This is a genomic window from Opitutia bacterium, from assembly GCA_016217545.1.
Lineage (GTDB): Bacteria > Verrucomicrobiota > Verrucomicrobiia > Opitutales > Opitutaceae > Didemnitutus.
Genome location: JACRHT010000017.1, coordinates 21,104 through 43,376, shown reverse-complemented (window position 1 = coordinate 43,376; position 22,273 = coordinate 21,104). Strand labels below are relative to the sequence as shown.

Below are 22,273 nucleotides of genomic sequence, written 5' to 3'. Positions count from 1 at the left end.
GGCTGGCAAGCGTTGTGACCGCCTTGTGACGACGGTGCGCGCCCGGTTGGCCGATGATGACCCGGAAAATGAAGAGCCTTCCTCTCCCTTTCGCGGCCGCGTTGCTGGCCGCCGTTCTCGGAATTTCCCCCTTGGCGCTGTGCGGCACCGAGGCGGCGCGCGTGAGACCGGACTCGGCGCTCGAGCTGCTGGTGGAGGGCAATTCGCGGTTTGTCGCCGGGCGGACGATCCGGCCCGATCAGGGCGTGGCTCGGCGCGCGGAACTGGCGAAAGGCCAGCAGCCGTTCGCGATCGTGCTCACTTGCGCGGATTCGCGCGTCGCTCCTGAAATCTATTTCGACCAGGGGCTCGGCAGCATTTTCGTCATCCGCAACGCCGGCGCCGTCCTCGACGACCACGTCATCGGCAGCATCGAATATGCGGTGGAGCATCTCGGTGCGGGACTGATCGTCGTGGTGGGCCACAGCAAGTGCGGCGCGGTGGCCGCGACCGTCGCGGGCGGACACGCGCCCGGACACCTGCCGAGCATCGTGCACTCCATCGAGCCCGCGGTGAAACGCAGCGCCGGCGAGCCGGGCGACAAGATCGACAATGCCGTGCGCGCGAACGCGCAGCTGGTTGCCGCCGAGTTGCAGGCATGCGGACCGACCTTGAGCGAGGCGGTGGCGCACGGAAAATTGAAGGTCGTGGCGGCGCGCTACGATCTCGCGAGCGGGAAGGTGCGGATTCTGCCGACGCTCGCGAAGGCCGGGACGACGGCACCTGCGGAACACGTTCCCGAGTCGCACAGCAAGGAAGCCCACAAGACAGCCCACGGGCAATGACGCTGGCCGCGCGCCGCCCTTATTCGTTTTCGGGCGGCGTTGGCGGCGCGCCGCGGCGCAGTGCGGTGAACGCGCAGCCGGCGAGGATCAGCGCGGCGCCGAGGATTTCGTGCGCCGAAAAATGTTCGTGGAAGAACACCGCGCCGCCGAGGGCGACGCCGAGCGGGACGATCATCTGGATGAGCGAACCTTCGGCCGCAGGCAGATCGCGGAACGCGCGGGTCATTGCGAGTTGTCCCGCGCCGGCGCACACGCTGGCCAGCAGGAGCACGATCCAAGCGAGCGGCGGCAGCGGGGCGAACGTGAGTGCGGCGGGGACGGAGCAGATGAGCAGGCCGTAGCTGCATTGGGCCGCGAAGATGGTGGAAGTGTGTTCGCTGTCGTGCAGCTGGCGGATGGTCACGACGACGTGGGCCGACATCAGCGCCGCGAGCACGGCGAGCGCGTCGTAGGGGCCCGGCGGATTGGCCGACGAGAACACGTTCGTCAGCAGCGCCAGTCCGACGAGGGCCGCCGCGCCGCCGGTGAGGATCGATGGACGGAGTTTTTCCTTCAGCCACCACGCGGCGAGGAAGGCGGCCCAGATGACGTAGGTGTTGCCGATGAACACCGCGCGTCCCGCGCCGAGCTTCACGACGGTGAGATAGGTGAGGTAGACGCCGATGCCGCCGACGATGCCACGGTCGATGAGCTTGCGGTTGCGCCAGAGGTGCGTCGGCTGGAACTCGCGGCGATAGACCACGACGATCATGCCGAGACCGACGACGAAGCGCGCGACGGCGATCAGCCAGACGTTGGCGGAGGCGAGCGTGCCGAGCGCGCGCACCAGCAGGACGTTCGCGACGTAGAACGTCGCGGACGCGAGCATGATGAGCAGGGCGCGACGGTGACGCTGGGCGGATGCGGTCATTGGGAAAAGAGAACGCCGCGCCCGAGGGCGCGGCGGCAAGACTGGAATGCGTTCTGCGAAATCGGGACCGAGAGAGCTTAGGTGGAGCGCATTGACCTCAATGCGCTCGACGCAGAACGCGTTGGGGTCAACGCGTTCCACCGACGGCTCAGCGCGGCGCTTCGTCCCACTTCACAGCGCGTGGATCGCGGATTTGCTGACGGCGAGGGCGGCTTCCTTGACGGCTTCGCTCATCGTCGGGTGGCCGTGGATCGTGCGGCCGAGGTCTTCGGCGCTGCCGCCGTATTCCATGTGCGTGACGACCTCGCTGATGAGTTCGCCGGCGTTGTGGCCGAGAATTTGCGCGCCGAGGATCTTGTCCGTCTTCGCGTCGGCGATGATCTTCACGAAGCCGTCCGTCGCGTCGGCAGCGATGGCGCGGCCGTTGGCGGCGAAGTTGAATTTGCCGACGTTGATCGCGAGGCCGCGCTTCTTGGCCTCGTCTTCGCCGAGGCCGACGGAAGCGACTTCGGGATTCGTGTAGACGATGCCGGGGACGAGGTCCCAATTGATGTGGCCGTGCTTGCCGGCGATCCACTCGGCGACGGCGACGCCGTCTTCCTCGGCTTTGTGCGCGAGCATCGGGCCGGCGACGACGTCGCCGATGGCCCAGATGTGCGGGATGTTAGTGCGGAGGCGGCCGTCGACGGCGATGCGCTTCTTGTCGTCGAGCGACACGCCGGCTTTGTCGAGGCCGAGGCCGTCGGTGAAGGGGCGGCGGCCAACGGCGACGAGGACTTTGTCGGCCGGGATTTCGATTTTTGCGCCGTCGCGTTCGGCGGTGAGGATGCCGTTGGCGTAGCCGGTGACCTTCGCGCCGACCTCGATCTTGAGGCCCTGCTTCTGCATGAGGCGCGTGAACTGGCGGACGATGTCGTCGTCGAAGGTCGCGATGATCTTCGGGAGGAATTCGACCACGGTGACTTCAGCGCCGAGGCGCGCCCAGACGGAGCCGAGTTCGACGCCGATGACGCCGCCGCCGACCACGACGAGTTTCTTCGGGACGGAGGTGAACGCGATGGCGTGGTCGCTCGAGACGACGGTCTCGCCGTCGAATTTCATGAAGGGCAGCTCGACCGGCGCGGAGCCGGTGGCGATGACGAAGTGCTTCGCGGTGAGCTTGGTGGTTGTAGCCGGGCTCGTTGAGCCCGGGCCGGGGTCAGCGACCCCGGCTACAGTGATTTCAGTCGGCGAAGTGAACGAGGCCGTGCCGGTGAAGACGGTGACTTTGCGGCCCTTGGCGAGCATCGCGACGCCGCCGGTGAGCTTGGCGACGACGGCGTCTTTTTTCTTCATCAGCTGCGCGAGGTCGATTTCGACGCTGCCGAATTTGATGCCGGAGTCGGCGGCGTGGTTCTTCGCCCACGCGACGTGCTCGGTGGCGTGGAGAAGGGCCTTGCTGGGGATGCAGCCGACGTTGAGGCAGGTGCCGCCGAGGGCGGCGCGCTTGTCGACGAGCGCGACTTTGAGGCCAAGCTGCGCGGCGCGGAACGCGCACACGTAGCCGCCGGGGCCGGCGCCGATGATGATGAGGTCGAAGGAGGACATGGCAGAGGAGCTGAGAGTATAGAGCTTAGAGCTGAGAGAGAATACAGCTGAGTTGCAGAGGTTCAGGTCTCTAGACTCTGGACTCTGCGCTCTCAGCTGTGGGAGCTCAGGCTCCCAGCACGAGGCGGGCGGGGTCTTCGAGGCTGTTTTTCACCGACACGAGGAAGGTGACCGATTCCTTGCCGTCGACGAGGCGGTGATCGTAGCTGAGGGCGAGATACATCATCGGGCGGATGACGACCTGGCCGTTCAACGCGATGGGGCGCTCCTTGATGGCGTGCATGCCGAGGATGGCGCTCTGCGGGGCGTTGATGATCGGCGTGGCGAGGAGCGAGCCGAAGATGCCGCCGTTTGTGATCGTGAAGACGCCGCCTTCGAGGTCGGCGAGCGTGATCTTGCCGTCGCGCGCGCGCTTGGCGGCGTCGGCGATGTCACGCTCGACCTCGGCCATCGACTTCTTGTCGCAGTCGCGGATGACCGGGACCATGAGGCCCTTGTCGGTCGAAACGGCGACGCCGATGTCGTAGTAGTGGTTCTGGATGATCGTGTCGCCGTCGATCTGGGCGTTGATGCCGGGGACTTCCTTGAGGGCGTTGACGACGGCCTTCACGAAGAAGGACATGAAGCCGAGCTTCACGCCGTGCTTCTTGGTGAAGTCGTCCTGATATTTCGCGCGGAGGCCCATGACGGCGGACATGTCCGCCTCGTTGAAGGTCGTGAGCATGGCGGCGTTGTGCTGCGCGGCAACGAGGCGGTTGGCGATCGTCTGGCGGAGCTTGGTCATCTTCACGCGCGTCTGCTTCTCGCCGCGCGACGCGGAGGGCGGAGTGCTGGGCGCGGCGCTGGTGGGTTTCGGCTCGCTGGCGCTGGCCGCTACGGGGGCGGACTTCGGCGCGGCGGTAGCCGCGCCCTCCACGGCGGCGATCATGTCGCCTTTAGTGACGCGGCCGGCTTTGCCGGTGCCGGCGACGCTGGCGGGATCGACGCCGGTCTCGGCGGCGAGGCGGCGGACGGCGGGTGACTGCGCGTCGGACTTCGGCGAAGTGGGGGTGGTTGGAGCCGGGCTCGTTGAGCCCGGGCCGGGGTCGGCGACCCCGGCTACAGTGACGGAGGTGTCGATCGTGGCGACCACGGCGCCGATCTTCACTTCCGTGCCGGCGGTGACGGCGAGCGTGATCTTGCCGGCGGCCTCGGCGGTGCCTTCGGAGGTGATTTTGTCGGTCTCGAGTTCGAAGAGGACCTGGTCCTTCTTCACGACGTCGCCGTTGGCGACGTGCCATTTGGCGAGGATGCCGGACGAGATGGATTCACCCATCGGGGGAATTTTGACTTCGATAGCCATGGTGAGGAGGGAGGAAAAGTGAAAGTGGAGGTGGAGCGGGAATCGTTCTCGTTCTCTTACTCGTTCTCGTTCTCGTTCTCGTTCTCTCGGTGGAGTTCAAGAGAACGAGAATGAGAACGAGGAACGAGACCGATCGTTTCTAGAGGGTGAAGGCGTCCTTGAGGAACGCTGCCAGCTGAGTGCGGTGCTTGGCGAGCATGCCGACGGCGGGGGAAGCGGCGGCGGGGCGGCCGGCGTAGGCGACCTTGCGACCGAAGATCGTCTCGAGCTGCGGCGCAATCCAGCGGGCGGCGCCCATGTTCTCGGGCTCCTCCTGGCACCAGACGAGTTTCGCGTTCGCGTATTTTTTCGCGAGTTCGGCGAGGCGCTTCGTGTGGAGCGGATAGAGCTGCTCGACGCGGACGATGGCGGTGTTCGCGAGGTTGTTTTTCACGCGGTAGTCGACGAGATCGTAGTAGACCTTGCCGGAGCACAGGATGACGCGGTCGGCCTTGGCGGCGTTGTCGTCGATGATTTCCTCGAAGGCGCCCTTGGTGAAATCGTCGAGCTGCGAGACGGCGGCCGGGTGGCGCAGGAGCGACTTCGGCGACATGACGATGAGCGGCTTCAGGAAGTCGCGGCGCATCTGGCGGCGCAGGAGGTGGAAGAACTGCGCGGGCGTCGTGCAGTTGGCGACCTGGATGTTGTCCTCGGCGCAGGCTTGGAGGAATCGCTCGAGGCGCGCGCTGGAGTGCTCGGGCCCTTGGCCTTCGTAGCCGTGGGGGAGGAGGAGCACGATGCCGCTGTTGCGCTGCCACTTCGATTCGCCGGAGACGAGGAACTGGTCGATGACGACCTGCGCGCCGTTGGCGAAGTCGCCAAATTGCGCCTCCCAGAGGCAGAGCATTTCCGGGTAGTCGAGCGAGTAGCCGTAGTCGAACCCGAGCACGGCGTTCTCGGAGAGAAGCGAGTTATAGACGCAGAAGCGGCCTTGCTTCGGGTCGAGGTTTTTGAGCGGCGAGTATTTGGTGCCGCTCTCGATGTCGCTCCACACGGCGTGGCGATGGCTGAACGTGCCGCGCTCGCAATCCTGGCCGCTGAGGCGGATCGGGGTGCCTTCAAGCATCAGAGTGCCGAACGCCAGCGCTTCGCCCATGCCCCAGTCGAACGGGCCGCCGTTCTTGTGGGCCTCGGCGCGAGCGTCGACGAAGCGCTTGATCTTCGGGTGAATCTTAAAGCCGTCCGGGATGCGCGTGAGGCCGGCGAAGACTTGGTCGACGAGCTTGGCGCTGACCTTGGTCTCGACCTTCGCGAACGAATATCCGGGCTGGAATTCCGCGGTGGAGCCCTTGAAGACCGCGTTCGGGTCTTCCTTGCGCTTGGCGGCGCGCGAGGCTTCGCGGGCCTTGGCTTTCTCGAGGTGCTCCTCGAGGGCGGCGGTGTATTCGGCTTTGATCTTGTCGCCCTCGACGGTGGTCACGCTGCCTTCGTTGACGAGCTGCTGCGTGTAGATCGCGGAGACGAGCGGATGCGCGGCGATGGTTTGGTAGAGCTTCGGCTGCGTGAAGGACGGCTCGTCGGTCTCGTTGTGGCCGTGCTTGCGGTAGCAATACATGTCGATGAACACGTCGCGCTTCCACTTCACGCGGAACTCGAGCGCGAGTTGGGCCACGGCGCAGACGGCTTCGGGATCGTCGCCGTTCACGTGGAAGATCGGGGCTTCGATCATCTTCGCGACGTCGGTGCAGTAATTCGTCGAGCGCGAGTCGCTGGGATCGGTGGTGAAGCCGATCTGGTTGTTGATGACGAAGTGCAGTGTGCCGCCGGTGGTGTAGCCGGGGAGCTGCGAGAAATTGAGCGTCTCGGCGACGATGCCCTGGCCGGCGACGGCGGCGTCGCCGTGGATGAGCAGCGGCATGACGCTGGTGCGCGACTCCATGTCGTTGCGGATGCGCTGGCGCGCGCGGGCCTTGCCCTCGACGACCGGGTTAACGATCTCGAGGTGCGACGGGTTGGGAGCGAGGAGGACCTCGACTTTTTTGCCCGAAGTGGTGGTGAGGATCGCCTCGTAGCCGAGGTGATACTTCACGTCGCCGTCGCCCGCGACGGTGTCGGGGATGTAGTTCTCGGAAAACTTCTCGAACAGCTCGTCGAAGGATTTGCGCAGCGTGGAGCAGAGGACGTTGAGGCGGCCGCGGTGGGCCATGCCCATGACGATTTCCTTCACGCCGAGCTCGGGGCAGGCGTCGATGACGGCGTCGAGCGCCGCGATGACCGTCTCGCCGCCTTCGAGCGAGAAGCGCTTCTGGCCGACATATTTCGTGTGGAGGAATTTTTCGAACAGCTCGGCCTTGTGAACGCGGCGGAGGATGCGGACCTTTTGCTGCTTGTTGAAGGTGGGCTTGAGCTTCGTGGGCTCGATGCGGTCCTGCAGCCAGCGGCGCACTTCGGTGTCCTGGATGTGGACGTATTCGACGCCGACCTTGCCGCAGTAGGTTTCGCGGAGCGACGCGAGGATGTCGCGCAGCTTCCTCTGGCCGCCGCCGAGGTAGTGGCCCGCCTCGAACGTGCGGTCGAGGTCGGACTCATCGAGGCCGAACGCGGCCAGCGCGAGGCGCGGCGAGGGTTTCGGGGCGCCGGCGAGCGGGTTGATGTCGGCGTCGATGTGGCCGATCGAGCGGTAGTGATAGATCAGGCTGTCGACTTGGGACTGCTTCGGGATGCAGCTGTCGGAGCCGGCCGCAGCGGTTGCGGGAGCGGGCGCGGCGCCGCCCGCGAGCGAGCGGCCATCGGAGCCGAGCGTGAAGCCTTGAAAGAAGGCGCGCCAAGAGGCGTCCACCGACTCGGGGTTGGCGAGCCAGCGCTGATACTGTTCCTCGACGACGGCGACGTTCGCGCGTTCGGAGAAATTAACGGGATTCATGAGCGGAAGAGGGAGAGACCCGGCCGTCGGTCAAAGGGACCGGTTGAGGGCAGGGAGGTGCAACGGAACACCGGAGGGGCGGCGATTCAACCGCTTACGCTCCGGCACGCCGAGGAAAAATCCGGTTTTATGCGCCGGGGCTTGCTCATAACGAAAACTTAAACACGCTCCCGCCGCGTCATGCCCGCTCAAGAAATCAAGAACGCGCTCGAAAACTTCGATTCCGCAGTGAAAAACGGCGATGGCGCGGGCATTTCGGGGGCCTTGACGCGATTAGAAGCGCTCCTCGCGGCCCATCGCGGCGAGCTGCACCCCCAGTTGGTGCATTTCCTCGAAGGCCGCAGCTACGCGAAGGCGTTGCTGTGGCTCGGCGGCGAGAGCGGCTTCGCGAAGCCGGCGAGTCCTCCCGGAGGTTGCGGCGGCGGCGGACATCGGCACTGATTTTCGGTCTTCCATGAACAACGGCGGCAAAGTTCCCACGGACGGCGGGCAATCGCTCGGGCAGAATCCCTTCGGCGCGCTCAACACGGCGGGACTGCCGTCAGTGCCGCAGAATGCGCCTGCGCAACCGCGCCAAGTTTCCTCCCGCTCCCAACCGAACACGAACCGCGGTCGCGTGGACATCAAGCGCACGACAGCCGGGCGAGGCGGCAAGACGGTGACGCTCGTCACGGGATTCGTCGGGATCGGCCTGCCCGAAAAGGAGCAACTCGCGAAAAAGATGCGCAACGCGTGCGGCTGCGGCGGCACCGTGAAGGACGGCGATATCGAGATCCAAGGCGACCAGCGGGAGAAGATCGCGGCGATTCTGAGCGAAGCGGGTTTCCGGCCCGTGTTCGCGGGCGGGTGAGGGTGCGATGGAAACGGTGACTCTCTATCGTCCAGTTGGTCAGAAGGAACTCGATCTGATCCAGGCAGCGAATTTTCGGGTCTTCCCACCGCGCCTTGCGTGGCAATCGATTTTCTATCCGGTTTTGTCGGAGGACTACGCGATTCAAATCGCGCGCGACTGGAACACTCGCGATAGCGCAAACGGCAACGTGGGTTACGTGACGGCTTTCGAGGTGGAGGCGGCGTATTGCTCGAAGTTCGAGCGCAAGTGCGTGGGTCGTTCGGACCAACAAGAGCTGTGGGTGCCGGCGGAGGAACTTGCGGAGTTCAATGCGCGGATCGTCGGAGCCATTCGCGTGGTGCGCGAATTCCGTGCGGGCGACTAACTACAGCCACTCGATCGTCACGTGCTTGTGGCAGGCGGTGAGCGTCTCGACGATTTGCTCCACAAGGTTGTGACGGATGGAGATGTTTCGCGGCAGGAGCGGATTCTGATAGTAAGGGTTCACCTGCTCACCCGCGAGGATGTGGATTTCGTCGGCGGCCAGCAGCTCTTGCGCGAGCAGCGTCGCACCGTGGCGATCAGGCGGGAGTTGATGGCGATCGCCGCCGGAGGATTTGAGCAGGCGCAGAGTCTTGGCGAGCGTGAGGACTCCCTCGGTGACCAGGTCGATTTCCGGCAGGATGCCGATCGGTGGCACGTCCTCGCGCAACGTCGTCGTGTCGATCCGGACCAAGTGGCCGAGGTGCTGGCCCACGATGTTCCCGGTGGTGCCGCCGCAAACGGCTTTCCGGCCGTTGAAGGCGATCAAGCGGTCCACGGCCGGCGCGTCGCTCGCGGGATCGGTCGGCGGGCCGGTGAACACCATCAGGCGACTTGGCTCGCGCACAAGCAGGCCTACGAGCGAGGCATCGTCGCCGGGTTCGCCGCCGTAGAGTTCGCCGGTCTTTTCGATGACTTCCCGCACGACGGTGGTCGCGGCGGCGGGGCGCTCGCGCAGGGAACGCACGAGGAAATCGGCGATCTGGACGCGACCCCAGCCGAAGTTCATGAGCGTGCCGAGGCCGGCATACATGACGCCGTCGCTGATCACGCCGAAGAAGTCCCCGAGTTGCAGCGTGCCGGCGGAGAAGTGTAGCGTGCGCCCGCAGATGCTCTCGGTGCGCATCGGCAATTCAACGAGTTCGCCGTCGCGAATGAGGAACGGCGCCGGGCAGTCGAAATTAATCACCTGAAACCGTCCGTTCGCGAGATCCACCTCGAGCACCACGAAGGCGGCGTAGGCGATTTCGCGGACTTTGCACGTCGGCAGCGTGCCGATGACGGTTTCGAGCACGTCCGCGAGCGGCGCGCCAGCGCGCACCATCGTGACGAGGATCTCCGAGGTGAGGCGGGCGAGGATGTTCGCCTTCACGCCGCTGCCGAGGCCGTCGGAAAGAACGATCAGCAGCTTTTCCGGCGTGCGCAGGATCTTCACCTGATCGCCGCACAGCTCCTCGCCGTGGTGGTTCAGGCTCGATGCGGCGGTATCGTAGTAGGGCATCTCAGTGCTTCTCCTTGCCGAGCAACTCGAGCAAGTGGAGCAGGCTGACCTTGGTCTCGGCCGTGGCCTCGCCGAGCAGGCCGGCGATCTCCTGCGCGACGCGCATCTGCTTGTCGACGACCTGCCGCACTTCCTGCACCGCTTCATGGCGGAGCGCGGCGATCTCCTTCTCCTGTTTCCACTCCGCGGTCAGATCGACGAAGATGCCGGCGACGAGCCGCTCGCCTGGCACGGCAAAAGTCAGCGCGCGCGCGAACAGTTCGTGGCGCGGATATTCGCGCTTCGGCCCCATGACCTTGTGGCCGGTGGCCAGTGCGTGGCGAAAATCGTCGAGCTCGTCGATGATCGACGCAGCGGGGCGGCCGAGCAGCGTCTCCGGTGGCGAGCGAAACATCCGGCAGAACGCCGGATTCACCACGACGATCTGCATCTGCTCGTCGAGCACGAGCAGGCCGTTCGGGTCGTGATCCCAGAGTTGTTTCCAGAGTGCGGTGTGAGGGTCCATATCACGCAGGGGGACAGAGCGGGAGGATCTCGCGCGCGAAAAATTCAGCGGCGCTCGCCTCCTCGATGCCCGAGAAGACGCGGTCGCCGATCTTCACCGATGGCCCGCGCGGGCAATTCTCGAGGCAGAACGCGCCTTTCAATTCGACGCGGCCGGCGAGTCCGTGCCGCGCGATGAGTTCCTCGAAGATCGGCAGCAGGCGGTAACCGCGGCGTTGGTGGCAGGCGGAGCCGAAGCAAAGCGCGATGACCGGCGCTGGCGGTGAAGCGGGAGTTGGTTGCGTGGTGGCGTTGACCGGCGCGCTCATCGCGGCGCGCCCCGAGGGGGCGCGGCGATCGGCGCGGGTGGCGCGGTGCCAGCTGCCGCGCGGCGATTCGTCAACTCCGTGCCGTCGCTGCGGCCCGGAATCGGGCCGAGGAGGACGCGAGTGCGGTGCGATGACATTTCGCGAGCCTCGTTACGCGGCCAAGCCGGCGGCGAGTGCGAGCGCGCTCTTCGCGCGGTTCATGATGTAGAGGTGGTAGCCCGGCGCGCCGTTGGCGAGGAGGCCGCGGATCTGCGTGAAGGCCCAGTCGAGGCCGATGATTTCCACGACGTCGGGGTTTTCCTGCGCGGCTTCGAGACGCGTGACGAGTTTCGCCGGCAGATGCGCGCCGCACATTTCCGTGAAGCGCTTGATCTGCTTCAGCGAGAGCACGGGCATGATGCCGGGGATGATCGGGACGTTGATGTCGCGCTCGCGGCATTGCTCGACGAAGCGGTAATAGAGCGAGTTGTCGAAGAAGAGCTGCGTGGTGATGAAGTCCGCGCCGGCGTCGACCTTGCGTTTCAAGTTGTCGAGGTCCGCGCCGAGGGTCGTGGCTTGCGGGTGCTTTTCCGGATAGCCGGCGACGCCGAGGCAGAAATCGGAGTGACGCGCCTTCAGGAGCGCGACGAGTTCGGCGGCGTAGCGCAGGCCGTCGGGTGCGGGTTGGAAGTTCGGATCCTTCGGCAGGTCGCCGCGGAGCGTCATGATGTTGCGGAAGCCGTCGGCGTGGAGGCGATCGGCGATGTCGTTCAGCTCCGTGCGCGAGTGGCCGACGCACGTGAGGTGCGGCATGACGGTGAAGCCGAAGTCCTTTTTCAGCAGCGCGGCGGAGCGGGCCGTGCGCTCGCGCGTGGTGCCGCCGGCGCCGTAGGTGATCGACACGAAGTCGGGTGCGATGCGCTGTAGCGCGCTGGCGGAGTTGTGCAGCATCTCCATCTGCGCGTCGTCCTTCGGCGGGAAGAATTCGAGCGAACGCACAGTCTTGCGGCTGGCGAAGAGGTCGGAGATCGGGCGGTCGGCTGACATGGCATCAATGCATCCGGATTCGAGGATGTGTGTCGAGAGCGGATCGCGTCACCGGACGACCGGAGAAGCGGGCCGGAACACGGGGCGGCGTCAGGCGACCGGGCGCCTCCGCCGCCGTGAACAAGCCTGGCAGCGAGCTTGCTCGCGACTTTGCACCGGAAAAGGTCCGCGCGCGTCGCGTGTCGCGACCAAGGTCACTCCCACAGGATTTCCGAAGGCGAAGGGCGGGCGGCGCGGAGCGGAGTCCGCGGCCTTGCCTCACGCGACCGGGGCGCCGGCGTCGCGGGCTTTTTCCGTTTGGAGGCGGAGCTGGCCGCAGGCGGCGGCGATGTCGTGGCCTTTTTCGCGGCGAAGCGTCACGGAGACATCGGCGGCGCGCAGGATGTCGGCGAAGCGTTCCTGGCGCGTGAGCGACGGGCGTTTCCACGGCAGGCCTTGCACGGTGTTGTAGGGAATGAGGTTCACGTGCGCGTGCAGATCGAGCGCGATGTCGCGGAGTTTTTCTGCCTGCTCGAGCGAGTCGTTGATTTCCTCGATGAGGATGAACTCGAGCGTGACCATGCGGCCGTGTTTTTCCGAGAACGTGCGCACGGCCGGCAACAGTTCGGCGAGCGGGTAGCGCTTGTTCACCGGCATGATCTGCTCGCGGACGGCGTCGGTGGCGCCGTGGAGCGAGATGGCGAGGCGGATGCCGATGGGCTCGTCGGCGAGTTGGAGAATCTTCGGGACGAGGCCAGAGGTAGAGAGCGTGATGCGGCGCGCGCCGAAGCCGAGGCCCCATTCGGCGTTCACGATGGTGAGCGCGCGGATGATGCCGTCGTAGTTGTGGAGCGGCTCGCCCATGCCCATGACGACGATGTTGTCGAAGGAGGCGAGTTCGGCGCGGGCGCGTGGCGTGTGGGCGTCCTCCTGGCGGCAGATTTGGATGAGTTGGTGGACGATCTCGCCGGCGCTGAGATTGCGCTTCAGGCCTTCGAGGCCGGAGGCGCAGAACTTGCAACCCATCGCGCAACCGACCTGCGTGGAAATGCAGATGGTCTTGCGCGAGCGGTCGACGCCGACGCCGGTCATCGGGGCGCGGATGATGACGGTCTCGATGAGCGAGCGGTCGCGGAGTTCGAGGAGGAGCTTGTCGGTTTCGTCGCCGGACTGGCGGTCGAGGACGAATGAAGTCGGCTCGATGTCGTAGGTCGCGGCGAGCCAGGTGCGCAGGTCCTTCGGGAGGTTCGTCATCTCGTCCCAAGTGCGAACCCGCTTCTTGTAGAGCCAGTCGAGGATCTGGCGCGCGCGAAATGCCGGCTGCCCCGCGGCCGTGAGGGCGGCGGTGAGCGTGTCGAGGGTTTCGCCGTAGATAGCGGGTTGGGCGGGGACGAAGGCCAGGGGAATTGAGGGTTGAGAGCTGAGAGTTGAGAGTTGAGAGCGGCAAAGCCGACCGAAGGGCCGTGCGGAACTGCGACGTTGTGGTTGAACTCTCAACTCTCAACCCTCAACTCTCAACTCGCCTGTGATGAAGCTCCTGCACCGCCACATCTTCGCCAACGTCGCGCTGACGTGCCTGGCCTCGGTCGGTGTGTTCGCGTTCGTGCTGATGATCGGGAACGCGTTGAAGGATCTGCTCGGGCCGGCGCTGGCGGGGCAGCTCGATTTGTTCACGCTGCTGGAGTTGGTGGGGTTGTTGGTGCCGTTTGTCATGCCCTATGCACTGCCGATGGGGATCCTGACGGGCGTGCTGCTGGTGCTCGGGCGGATGTCCTCGGATCGCGAGATCACGGCGATCCGCGCGTCGGGCGTGAGCGTGGCGGGGATTTCGGCGCCGATTTTCTTTTTCGCGCTGTGCGGCGTCGCGGTGAATCTGCTGGTGAATTTCCAATTCATGCCGACGGCGCGGCTGACCCAGCAGCGCATGCTCGCGGACGCGGTGCGGCAGAACCCGCTGAATTTCATCGTCCAGAAAACCTTCATCCGCGACTTCCCCGGCATCGTGCTCTACGTCGGCGAGAAGAAGGGCGACAACACGCTGAAGGATTTCTGGCTCTGGGAAGTGGACCCGCAGGGCCGCGTGAAGCGCTTCGCCCGCGCCGACGAGGGCCGCATCACCTACAACGAAAAGGACAACAACCTCATCCTGACCGTGCAGCGGGCGCAGGTGGAAATTCGCGACGAGAAGGATCCGGAGAATTTCAGCGGCATCGCCGGAGCCCCGGCGATGGAGCGCGCGACCTTTTATCTGCCGTTGGAGCGCCTGACCGGTTCGCGCACCGTCACCGCGAAGCTGAAATGGCTCACGCTCCCGCAGCTCTACGCCGAGTGGAAACGCCTCGGCGCCCCCGATCCGTCGCTCACGCGCGAACAACGCGCTGAACGCGAGCGCCAGCGCATGAAAGCGCAGATCGTTTTCCACGAGAAATGTGCGATGGCGTTCTCGGTGCTGTCGTTCGCCCTGCTGGCGATTCCCCTCGGCATCAAGGTCTCGCGCAAGGAGACCAGCGCGAACCTCGGCGTGGCGGTCGCGCTGGCGATGGGTTACTACTTTGCGACCGTCGTGTTCGGCTGGTTCGACAACAAGCCGCAGTTTCGGCCCGACTTGCTGATGTGGGTGCCGAACATCGCGTTCCAGACCCTCGGCGTGTGGATGTTTCGCAAGGTCGACCGGGCGTAAATTGAGGGCCGTGCGCACGCGTAAAAACGTAACTGCGGGGGAGGGCGGGGCGTCTCCGATGACGTGCCTTTTCCGCTCCCATGCTCCTCATGGCTGACGAAACGTTCGATCTGGCCGGTTGCCTCGAACGCGTGCGAGCGCGCGATCAGGCGGCCGCGCGCGAGCTCGTCGAACACCTTTACCCGCTGGTCATCCGCATCGTCCGCTCGCACCTCCCGCGCCGCGTCGCCGAGGAGGATCTCGCGCAGGACGTTTTCCTGAAAATGTTCACCCGCCTCGCACAGTATCAAGGCAACGTGCCGTTCACCCACTGGGTGTCGCGCATTGCCGTGACGACGTGCATCGACCAGCTCCGTGCGCAGAAACGCCGCCCGGAGTTCCGCTGGGCGGACCTGTCGGAAAACGAGGCCGAGGTGCTCGACAACGTGCTCAGCGACACGACCGCCGAGACCCCGAGCGACTCCATGGCCGCGCGCGAACTCGTCGGAAAGCTCCTCGACCAGCTCTCGCCCGCCGATCGCACCGTCATCCAGATGCTCGACCTCGAGCAAAAGTCGGTCGCGGAAATCTCGGCTCTGACCGGCTGGGGCCAGTCGATGATCAAAGTCCGGGCGTTCCGCGCGCGTCGGAAGTTGCAGAAGCTCTTTCAAGAACTCAGAAATCAGGAGAAGTCATGAACCCGCATAATCAGCAATGGCTGCGCCTCGCCACCGCCGCGCGCCAAGCCCCCGACGATCGCGATGAGACCGCGCCGTTCGGCTTTGCCACGCGCGTGGCCGCGCTCGGCGTCATGGCCCCGGCCGCGGTGCTGCCGCGCGCGATGTTTGAAAAGTTCGCGCTGCGCGGCCTCTTCGCCGCCTGCGCGCTCAGCGCAGCTGCCGTGGCGTTCGGCTACTCGGCTTTCACGAGCGAACAGGAGACCGAGGCGGTCACCGGCGATAGCGTCACGGAAATTCTCGCGCAGTCATGACCGACAAGCCCTGGAAACTCGTCCTGCTGTTGACCGGCATCTTCCTCGCGGGCGGTGTGGCGGGCGGCTTCGTGACGCTCGAGGTCGGCAAAAACATGCTCCGCAAGCGCCTCGCCCCCGAAAATTGGGGCCCGGCGCGCCTGAAGAAACTCGAGGAGCACCTCAAGCTCACGCCCGAGCAGATCGAGCGCCTAAAGCCGATCGTGCGCCGCGACGTCGACGAGTTGACCCGCCTGCGCCAGCAGGGATTCCAGGAAACCCGCCGCGTCCTCGAACGCATGGAGAAGGATATCGCCGAGATCCTGACACCTGAGCAGCGCGCGAAGTTCGAAAAGCTCAACGCCGAGATGCGCGAACGCGCACGGCGCTTGGTCGAGCAACGCCGCAACGAGAAGGGCGAGCGTCGTGGCCCACCCCCGGACGGGAAGGACGGTCCGCCGCCCCCGCCGCCGGAGGGCCGGGGCCCAGGCGACGCCGACGAGATCTGAGTTTCCGCGCCCGCGCCGAGTCGCGGGCGCGTTTGTTTTCGGCCGCAGAGATTTATTGGTTGCGCGACGAAGGGTGCGACCTACGGTCCGCCTTGGCCAGGTGCCATGCATGGGCAGGCGCGTGAACCCCGCCAGGACCGGAAGGTAGCAACGGTGACGACGTTCTCCCAGTGCCGTGGAGTGCCTGGCCACTTTTTTTCTCCTCGCCGGAGGCCGGCGAGGAAGTCCAGAGCTGAGAGTCCAGAGCCGAGAGGACGGTCGGCGCGTTTTTGCTTTTCTCTCAGCTCTCAGCTCTCAACTCTCAGCTCTTCCAGATGTCCGGCGCTTACCAAGTCATCGCCCGCAAGTGGCGGCCCCAAACCTTCGACGATGTCGTTGGCCAGGAGCACGTCGTCCGGACGCTGAGGAACGCCATCGCCCGCCAGCGCATTGCGCACGCCTACCTCTTCGTCGGCCCGCGTGGCACGGGCAAGACGAGCACCGCGCGCATTTTTGCCAAGGCCCTCAACGTCACCAACGGCCCGAAGGCCGACTTCGACCCCGAGGATCCGATCGCGAAATCCATCGCCGAAGGCTCGTGCCTCGACGTGATCGAGATCGACGGTGCCTCGAACAACGGCGTCGAACAAGTCCGCGAGTTGCGCGACACCGTCCGCTACGCGCCGGCGCAGGGGAAGTTCAAGGTCTACATCATCGACGAAGTGCACATGCTCTCGGCCGCGGCGTTCAACGCGCTGCTGAAGACCCTCGAGGAGCCGCCCGAGCACGTGAAGTTCATCTTCGCTACGACCGACGTGCAGAAGGTCCTGCCGACGATCATTTCGCGTTGCCAGCGCTTCGACCTGAAGCCGATCCCGACCGAGCTCATCGTCCAGCGCCTGAAAAAAATCGCCGGCGCCGAGAAAATCAAAGTCAGCGACGAGGCGCTCAACAGCATCGCCCGCATGGCCGACGGCGGCATGCGTGATGCGCAGTCGATCTTCGACCAGATGATTTCGTTCTGCGGCGCCGAAATCGGCGAAGCCGACGTGCTCGACGTCTACGGTCTCGTCTCCGCCGCGACCATCGCCGACCTCGGCAGCGCGCTCGCGGCGGGCGACCACAAGAAGATCGTGCGCATCGTCGACGAGTGCGATGAGAACGGCCGCGACCTCTACCGCATGCTCGTCGACTTGCAGGCGCACCTGCGCACAGCGCTGCTCGACGCCATCGCCAAAGGCGGCCAGAGCGACGCGCTCGGCACACCGATGTCCACCGAGCAGCTCACGCGCCTGCTCGACGCGCTCCGCGAAGGCGAGAGCGGCGTGAAGCACGGCCTGTCCGAGAAGATCAATTTCGAAGTCGCTCTCCTGAAGGCCGTCGAAGCCAGCCGCGCCCGCGCCATCGACAGCCTCATCAAGGAAATCGCCACGCTCGCCGAGAGCCTGCCGGACGACCCGGTAAAAAAAAACGACTGAGGCCCGAGCCTAACGGCGTCGCCGCGCCAGCACCTGCGATCAGCGATCAGCGGTCAGCGGTCAGCTCTTCGAGTGGAGAAGACGATGCGCCCGCCAGCAGCGTGCAGGCGGAGAATCCGGGTGCCCCGGTCGATGACGGCGCGCCCGTCGGACCTGCCGATGGCGAAGAGGCCGCGTTCATCGCCGAGCAACGCGAACAAGGCTTCATCGCACCGGCCGCGACACCTGCGGCCGCCGTGGCCGAGCCGGACGACAAGTCACCGCTCCCGCCGCTCGACGATCTCGTGAATCGGATCCCCGCCGCGACGCGCGAGCTGATGGACGAGCTTTTTCGGGCGAAATTCATCACCGTGAAGCGGGTGCCGCGCAGCGCCTTAAAGAACTAGGCCGCCCGCTGCGGCCGGTGACGTCCGGTCCCCGGTGGTTCGCCGTCAGGCGCGCCGTGTCACCTGCGCAGATTTCTGAGCCCGCGGAACGCGGCTGGCACGGAACCCGCTTTCTACGCGCGCGAGCATCGGCCGGTTTTGGCCGAAGTTCACCGACATAAAACTACCCTGCGTTCCCATCCCACACTATGAGCGTTAGTCCCTCTCGCCTCGCGGCGATCTCTGCGGCCAATAATTACCGCACGACGAAGACCGTGGCTTTCAACGAAAGCCACTCTGCCGGCCTCTTCGGCAAGAATGTCTTCAACGACAAAATCATGCAGCAGCGCCTCCCGAAGGCCGCCTACAAGTCGCTGAAGAAGACCATCGACACTGGCGCGACCCTCGAGGCCGGCGTGCTCGATATCGTCGCCACCGCGATCAAGGACTGGGCGCTCGAGCACCACGCCACGCACTACGCGCACGTTTTCCAGCCGCTCACCGGTATCACCGCGGAAAAGCACGATAGCTTCCTCGAGCCCGACGGCCGCGGCGGCGCCATCGCCGAGTTCTCCGGCAAACAGCTCGCGCAAGGCGAGCCCGACGCCTCGTCGTTCCCCTCCGGCGGCATCCGCGCCACTTTCGAAGCCCGCGGCTACACCGCGTGGGACGTCACCAGCCCTTGCTACCTCGTCGAGAACGCCAACGGCGTCACGCTCTGTATCCCGACCGCGTTCGTCTCGTGGACGGGTGAGGCGCTCGACCTCAAGACTCCGGTCCTTCGCTCGATGAAGGCTCTCGATGTCCAGGCGCGCCGCATCCTGAAGCTCTTCGGCCACCAGAATATCGCGATGGTCACCGCCACCGCCGGCCCCGAGCAGGAATACTTCCTGATCGACCGCAACTTCTACCTCAGCCGTCCCGATCTGCTCACCGCCGGTCGCACGCTGTTCGGCGCTCGTCCGCCGAAGGGCCAGGAGTTCGAAGACCAATACTTCGGCGTCATCCCGGACCGCGTCCTCGCGTGTATGCACGAGTGCGAGGCTGAACTCTACAAGCTCGGCGTGCCGGTCAAGACCCGCCACAACGAAGTCGCCCCGTCGCAATACGAGATCGCGCCCATCTACGAGAACGCGAACATCGCCGCCGACCACCAGCAGCAGGTCATGATCACGCTGAAGCGCGTCGCGCGGAAGTATGGTCTCGAGTGCCTCCTGCACGAGAAGCCCTTCGCCGGCGTCAACGGCTCCGGCAAGCACCTCAACTGGTCGCTCGGCAACGGCACGCAGGGCAACTTGCTCGAGCCCGGCAGCACGCCGCACGCGAACATGCAGTTCCTCGTGTTCTGCGCCGCCGTCGTCCGCGCCGTCCATCGCCATGGCGCCCTCCTCCGCGCGATGGTCGCCTCCGCTTCCAACGACCACCGCCTCGGCGCCAACGAGGCCCCGCCGGCCATCATCTCGATCTTCCTCGGCGAGCAGCTCGCCGACGTGTTCGAGCAGCTCAAGAAGGGCAAGGCCAAGTCCTCCAAGGCCGCCGGCACGATGCATCTCGGCGTCGACACGCTGCCGCTCCTCATGAAGGACGCTGGCGACCGCAATCGCACTTCGCCGTTCGCCTTCACCGGTAACAAATTCGAATACCGCGCCGTCGCCGCCAACCAGTCCATCGCCGCCCCGCTGGCCGCGCTGAACACCATCATGGCCGAGTCGCTCGACTACATCGCGACGAAGCTCGAGAAGGCCCCGAAGTCGAAGAAGTTCGAAGACGCCGTGCAGGACGTTCTCACCGAGATCGCCAAGGAGCACAGCGCCGTCATCTTCAACGGCAACGGCTACTCCGAAGAATGGCACAAGGAAGCTGCCAAGCGCGGTCTCCCGAACCTGCGCACCTCTGTCGACGCCATCCCGGTGCTCGCCGCGAAGTCCACGATCGCCGCCTACGAAGCCTACGGCATCCTCACGAAGCGCGAACTCGAGGCCCGCCGCGACATCGCCTTCGAGCAATACGTCAAGGCCGTCGCCGTCGAGGCGAACGTCGTCACGGAAATGGTGAACACCAAGTTCATCCCGACCGCGATCTCCTACCAGACCGCGCTCGCGCAGAATGTTGCCGCTCTCCGCGCCGCCGGCGCCAAGGCCGACACCGGCCTGCTGGACAAGATCACCGGCATCCTCGACAAGCTCACCGCCGAGCTGGCGAAGCTCGAGGAAATCCGCGCCGATCACGTCTCCGGTCTCGAAGCCGAGGCCGCCCACATGTGTCACGAAGTGCTTCCGCAGCTCCTTGCCATCCGCAAGGCCGTGGACGCGCTCGAGGCCGTGTGCCCCGACGAGGCCTGGCCGCTGCCGACCTACGAAGAGATGCTCTTCATCCGCTGATTTTGGGGTAGAACGCACACCAACAACGCCCGGCCGCCCACGCGCCGGGCGTTTTTTTGGGCTGCTGCGGAGACAAATCCTCCGCAGCGCAAAGGAGCGGCGAGTTCCCCGCCGCCCGCACGAAACCTCCGTCCCGTAGGCAGCGCGCCCGCGCGCGCTGGTCCGTCCGTTTCGAAAACGCTGAGGCGCACGCGCAAGCGCTGCCTACCGCCTGCGTCCGCACTTTCGTCTAGCCCGCCGCGCCGCGTTGCGGTTGAACGTCGTCGATGCCGAAAGCCCCCGCCAACGCGCCTGCCGCCGAAGCCACGGCGTTGTCGCGCCTCACCGACGCCGGCGAGTGGCTGCTCACGCTCGGCCTCGCCGCGACGCTCGCGTGGACCACGTTGTGCCTCGGCGGATACCTCGCTGGGACCGTGCTCTGGTCGGCGCGCGCGACCTGGGTGCTCGCGGCACTCGGTGCGGTGCTGCTCGTGCTCCGGCCCCGGCCGCTCGACTGGCGCGCTTTGCTGCCGGCGCCGTTCCTGCTGTTCGCGCTGGCGAGCGTCGTGTGGATTGCTCCGGCGAAGTGGCTGGGGTGGCACGAATGGCTGCTTTGGGTCCAAATGTGGCTTTGGTTCGCGCTGGCGCTGCACTTCGCGCGGTCGCGCGCGCAGACCTGGACGCTGGCCGGCACCGTGCTGGCGCTCGCGTTGGTCGGTGTCGCGATGGCGGCGTATCAGCGTTTCGTCGATCCGAAGTGGATGATGCTCGGCCGCACGCAGGCGGAGCAATTCGCCGGGCGATCCGCGGGCATGTTCGGCATCCCGAACAGCCTGGCGTGCCTGCTCGAATTCGCGCTGCCGTTCGGTCTGGTTTATCTCGGATCGCGGTCGGTCTCGTGGACGGCGAAAATCGCCTGCGCGTGGCTGGCTGCCGTGTTGGTTTTTGGTCTCGTGCTCACGGGCAGTCGCGGCGGCTGGATCGGTGCGGCGACGGCGCTCGCCTTGTGGCCCGTGCTCACGAGTCGGAACGCGCGACGCGGTGCGCTCGGCGCGGTGGTGGTGCTGGCCGCGATCGGGGTGGGTTTGGTGGCGCTCTATTTTTCCAGCGACTATGCGCGCGGGCGCATCGATCCGTTTCTGCGCGGCGAATTCGAGTCGAGCCGGCCGCTGATCTGGCGCGTCGGTCTTCAGCTGTGGCACCGGGCGCCGTGGCTCGGCACGGGCGCGGCGTCCTACAACGTGTTGTTCGACCAGCATCGCCCGCGCGGCTTCGTCCACGAGCCCGATTGGACGCACAACGATTACCTGAACACGCTGAGCGATTACGGCCTGATCGGTTTCGCGCTCTGGGCCGGCGCGGGTCTGGCGATCGGTTGGCTGGGGTGGAGTAAAGTGCAGGAAGCGCGCCGCGCGGCCGCGCCCGGGGCGACGTTCACCGATGGCTGGCGTTGGCGGCTCGCGTGCTGGCTGGGGCTCGTCGCCTTCGCGGTGCATCTGTTCGTCGATTTCCATACGAAGATCCCGGCGCTGGCCTATCTCGCGGCGCTGACGGCGGCCTTTTTGCTGCGGACGGAACCGTCGGCCGCACGCACGCCCTCGCGCCGCGCCGCGCTCGCACTGGCGATGTCGTTGGTCGCGGCGCTGGCGTTTTCCGCCGTGAAGGCCGATCGCCCTTACCGCGCGGAGGCGTTGCGCTTCGACGCGCGCTGGCAGATCGATCACGTCGCGTTGGGCACGGTCGCGATCCATGACGCCGTGCCGTTCGCGCTGCTGAATCTTCAAGAAGCCGTAAAACTCGATCCGGAAAACGGACGGGCGTGGGCCGACCTGTCCTATGCGCAGGCGTTGTCGCGCCACGTGACAGGCGGCAACGCCATCGCGGTCGGACGTCGCGCGGCGGAGTCGGCGGCGCGCGCGGTGGCGCTGTGCCCGACCTTCGCGGAATCGTGGGTCCGCCAAGGTGTAGCGCTCGAACTGCAGGGCCGGAACGCAGAGGCCGAAACTTCCTTCGATCGCGCCGTGGCCCTCGCTCCGAACGTCGCGATGTGGCACCTTTATCGCGGGGCGCACCTCAGCGTCGTTCCGGGCCGAAAGGCGGAGGCGCTCGCGGCGCTCGAAACCTGTTTATCACTTGACCCGACTTTGGCGCAGGCGAAATCTCTGCGCGCCCGCCTGAGCGCGGGACGTTGAACGT

General features: G+C 65.8%; 21 protein-coding genes and 1 other RNA gene. 13 read left to right on the top strand and 9 right to left on the bottom strand.

Annotation, left to right across the window (positions count from 1 at the left end):
* Positions 1–53 precede the first annotated feature (53 nt).
* Entirely contained in the window at positions 54–824 is a 771-nt protein-coding gene (locus HZA32_16080) for a carbonic anhydrase (GenBank protein ID MBI5425597.1), read from the top strand.
* A gap of 19 nt (positions 825–843) precedes the next feature.
* On the opposite strand, the gene HZA32_16075 is transcribed toward HZA32_16080, so the two are convergent.
* The 4 genes from HZA32_16075 to HZA32_16060 form a co-directional block, all read right to left on the bottom strand.
* A complete protein-coding gene (locus tag HZA32_16075) occupies positions 844–1,734 on the bottom strand; it encodes a DMT family transporter (protein MBI5425596.1) in 891 nt (296 codons plus the stop codon).
* Between the two features lie 171 nt (positions 1,735–1,905).
* The gene (lpdA, locus tag HZA32_16070) at positions 1,906–3,321 is read right to left on the bottom strand and encodes a dihydrolipoyl dehydrogenase (protein MBI5425595.1); all 1,416 of its coding nucleotides are present in this window, start codon (positions 3,319–3,321) and stop codon (positions 1,906–1,908) included.
* Between the two features lie 106 nt (positions 3,322–3,427).
* Positions 3,428–4,663 carry a 2-oxoglutarate dehydrogenase complex dihydrolipoyllysine-residue succinyltransferase gene (odhB, locus tag HZA32_16065; protein ID MBI5425594.1) on the bottom strand — a complete coding sequence of 412 codons (1,236 nt, stop codon included), beginning with the start codon at positions 4,661–4,663 and terminating at the stop codon, positions 3,428–3,430.
* A gap of 139 nt (positions 4,664–4,802) precedes the next feature.
* Complete coding sequence (locus tag HZA32_16060; protein ID MBI5425593.1) at positions 4,803–7,565, bottom strand: 2-oxoglutarate dehydrogenase E1 component; 2,763 nt, start codon at positions 7,563–7,565, stop codon at positions 4,803–4,805.
* A gap of 180 nt (positions 7,566–7,745) precedes the next feature.
* On the opposite strand from HZA32_16060, the gene HZA32_16055 reads away from it, so the two are divergent.
* From HZA32_16055 to HZA32_16045, 3 genes are read left to right on the top strand one after another with little or no spacing between them, the layout of a single operon-like run.
* Entirely contained in the window at positions 7,746–8,006 is a 261-nt protein-coding gene (locus HZA32_16055) for a hypothetical protein (protein MBI5425592.1), read from the top strand.
* 13 nt (positions 8,007–8,019) lie between these two features.
* Positions 8,020–8,415 carry a translation initiation factor gene (locus HZA32_16050; GenBank protein ID MBI5425591.1) on the top strand — a complete coding sequence of 132 codons (396 nt, stop codon included), beginning with the start codon at positions 8,020–8,022 and terminating at the stop codon, positions 8,413–8,415.
* Positions 8,416–8,422: 7 nt separating this feature from the next.
* Positions 8,423–8,782: a hypothetical protein gene (locus HZA32_16045; protein MBI5425590.1), complete on the top strand. Its 360-nt coding sequence runs from the start codon at positions 8,423–8,425 to the stop codon at positions 8,780–8,782.
* Here HZA32_16045 and HZA32_16040 read toward each other — a convergent pair whose 3' ends face one another.
* The 5 genes from HZA32_16040 to rlmN form a co-directional block, all read right to left on the bottom strand.
* Positions 8,783–9,940 (bottom strand): SpoIIE family protein phosphatase, encoded by a 1,158-nt coding sequence (locus HZA32_16040; protein ID MBI5425589.1) that lies wholly within the window; start codon positions 9,938–9,940, stop codon positions 8,783–8,785. It abuts the gene before it with no gap.
* A 1-nt stretch (position 9,941) separates the two neighbouring features.
* Complete coding sequence (locus HZA32_16035; GenBank protein MBI5425588.1) at positions 9,942–10,445, bottom strand: PAS domain-containing protein; 504 nt, start codon at positions 10,443–10,445, stop codon at positions 9,942–9,944.
* Between the two features lies 1 nt (position 10,446).
* Positions 10,447–10,752, bottom strand: coding sequence for a (2Fe-2S) ferredoxin domain-containing protein (locus HZA32_16030; protein ID MBI5425587.1), 306 nt, complete (start codon positions 10,750–10,752; stop codon positions 10,447–10,449).
* Positions 10,753–10,902: 150 nt separating this feature from the next.
* Entirely contained in the window at positions 10,903–11,778 is an 876-nt protein-coding gene (gene metF / locus HZA32_16025; protein ID MBI5425586.1) for a methylenetetrahydrofolate reductase [NAD(P)H], read from the bottom strand.
* Positions 11,779–12,036: 258 nt separating this feature from the next.
* Positions 12,037–13,158, bottom strand: coding sequence for a 23S rRNA (adenine(2503)-C(2))-methyltransferase RlmN (rlmN, locus tag HZA32_16020; GenBank protein MBI5425585.1), 1,122 nt, complete (start codon positions 13,156–13,158; stop codon positions 12,037–12,039).
* A 127-nt stretch (positions 13,159–13,285) separates the two neighbouring features.
* Here rlmN and HZA32_16015 point away from each other — a divergent pair, with 127 nt between their 5' ends.
* The 9 genes from HZA32_16015 (at position 13,286) to HZA32_15975 (ending at position 22,269) form a co-directional block, all read left to right on the top strand.
* Positions 13,286–14,437 (top strand): LptF/LptG family permease, encoded by a 1,152-nt coding sequence (locus tag HZA32_16015; GenBank protein MBI5425584.1) that lies wholly within the window; start codon positions 13,286–13,288, stop codon positions 14,435–14,437.
* An 89-nt stretch (positions 14,438–14,526) separates the two neighbouring features.
* Complete coding sequence (locus HZA32_16010; protein MBI5425583.1) at positions 14,527–15,114, top strand: sigma-70 family RNA polymerase sigma factor; 588 nt, start codon at positions 14,527–14,529, stop codon at positions 15,112–15,114.
* On the top strand, positions 15,111–15,407 hold the full coding sequence (locus HZA32_16005) for a hypothetical protein (protein MBI5425582.1): 297 nt from the start codon (positions 15,111–15,113) through the stop codon (positions 15,405–15,407). Before HZA32_16010 ends, HZA32_16005 begins: the two co-directional genes overlap by 4 nt.
* The gene (locus HZA32_16000; GenBank protein MBI5425581.1) at positions 15,404–15,895 is read left to right on the top strand and encodes a hypothetical protein; all 492 of its coding nucleotides are present in this window, start codon (positions 15,404–15,406) and stop codon (positions 15,893–15,895) included. The genes HZA32_16005 and HZA32_16000 overlap by 4 nt, the downstream gene beginning before the upstream one ends.
* A gap of 94 nt (positions 15,896–15,989) precedes the next feature.
* Positions 15,990–16,088: signal recognition particle sRNA small type (gene ffs, locus HZA32_15995), an RNA gene on the top strand.
* Between the two features lie 121 nt (positions 16,089–16,209).
* The gene (gene dnaX / locus HZA32_15990; protein ID MBI5425580.1) at positions 16,210–17,352 is read left to right on the top strand and encodes a DNA polymerase III subunit gamma/tau; all 1,143 of its coding nucleotides are present in this window, start codon (positions 16,210–16,212) and stop codon (positions 17,350–17,352) included.
* 101 nt (positions 17,353–17,453) lie between these two features.
* On the top strand, positions 17,454–17,738 hold the full coding sequence (locus HZA32_15985; GenBank protein MBI5425579.1) for a hypothetical protein: 285 nt from the start codon (positions 17,454–17,456) through the stop codon (positions 17,736–17,738).
* Positions 17,739–17,926: 188 nt separating this feature from the next.
* On the top strand, positions 17,927–20,098 hold the full coding sequence (locus tag HZA32_15980) for a glutamine synthetase III (GenBank protein ID MBI5425578.1): 2,172 nt from the start codon (positions 17,927–17,929) through the stop codon (positions 20,096–20,098).
* A 266-nt stretch (positions 20,099–20,364) separates the two neighbouring features.
* A complete protein-coding gene (locus HZA32_15975) occupies positions 20,365–22,269 on the top strand; it encodes an O-antigen ligase family protein (GenBank protein MBI5425577.1) in 1,905 nt (634 codons plus the stop codon).
* Positions 22,270–22,273: the final 4 nt, after the last annotated feature.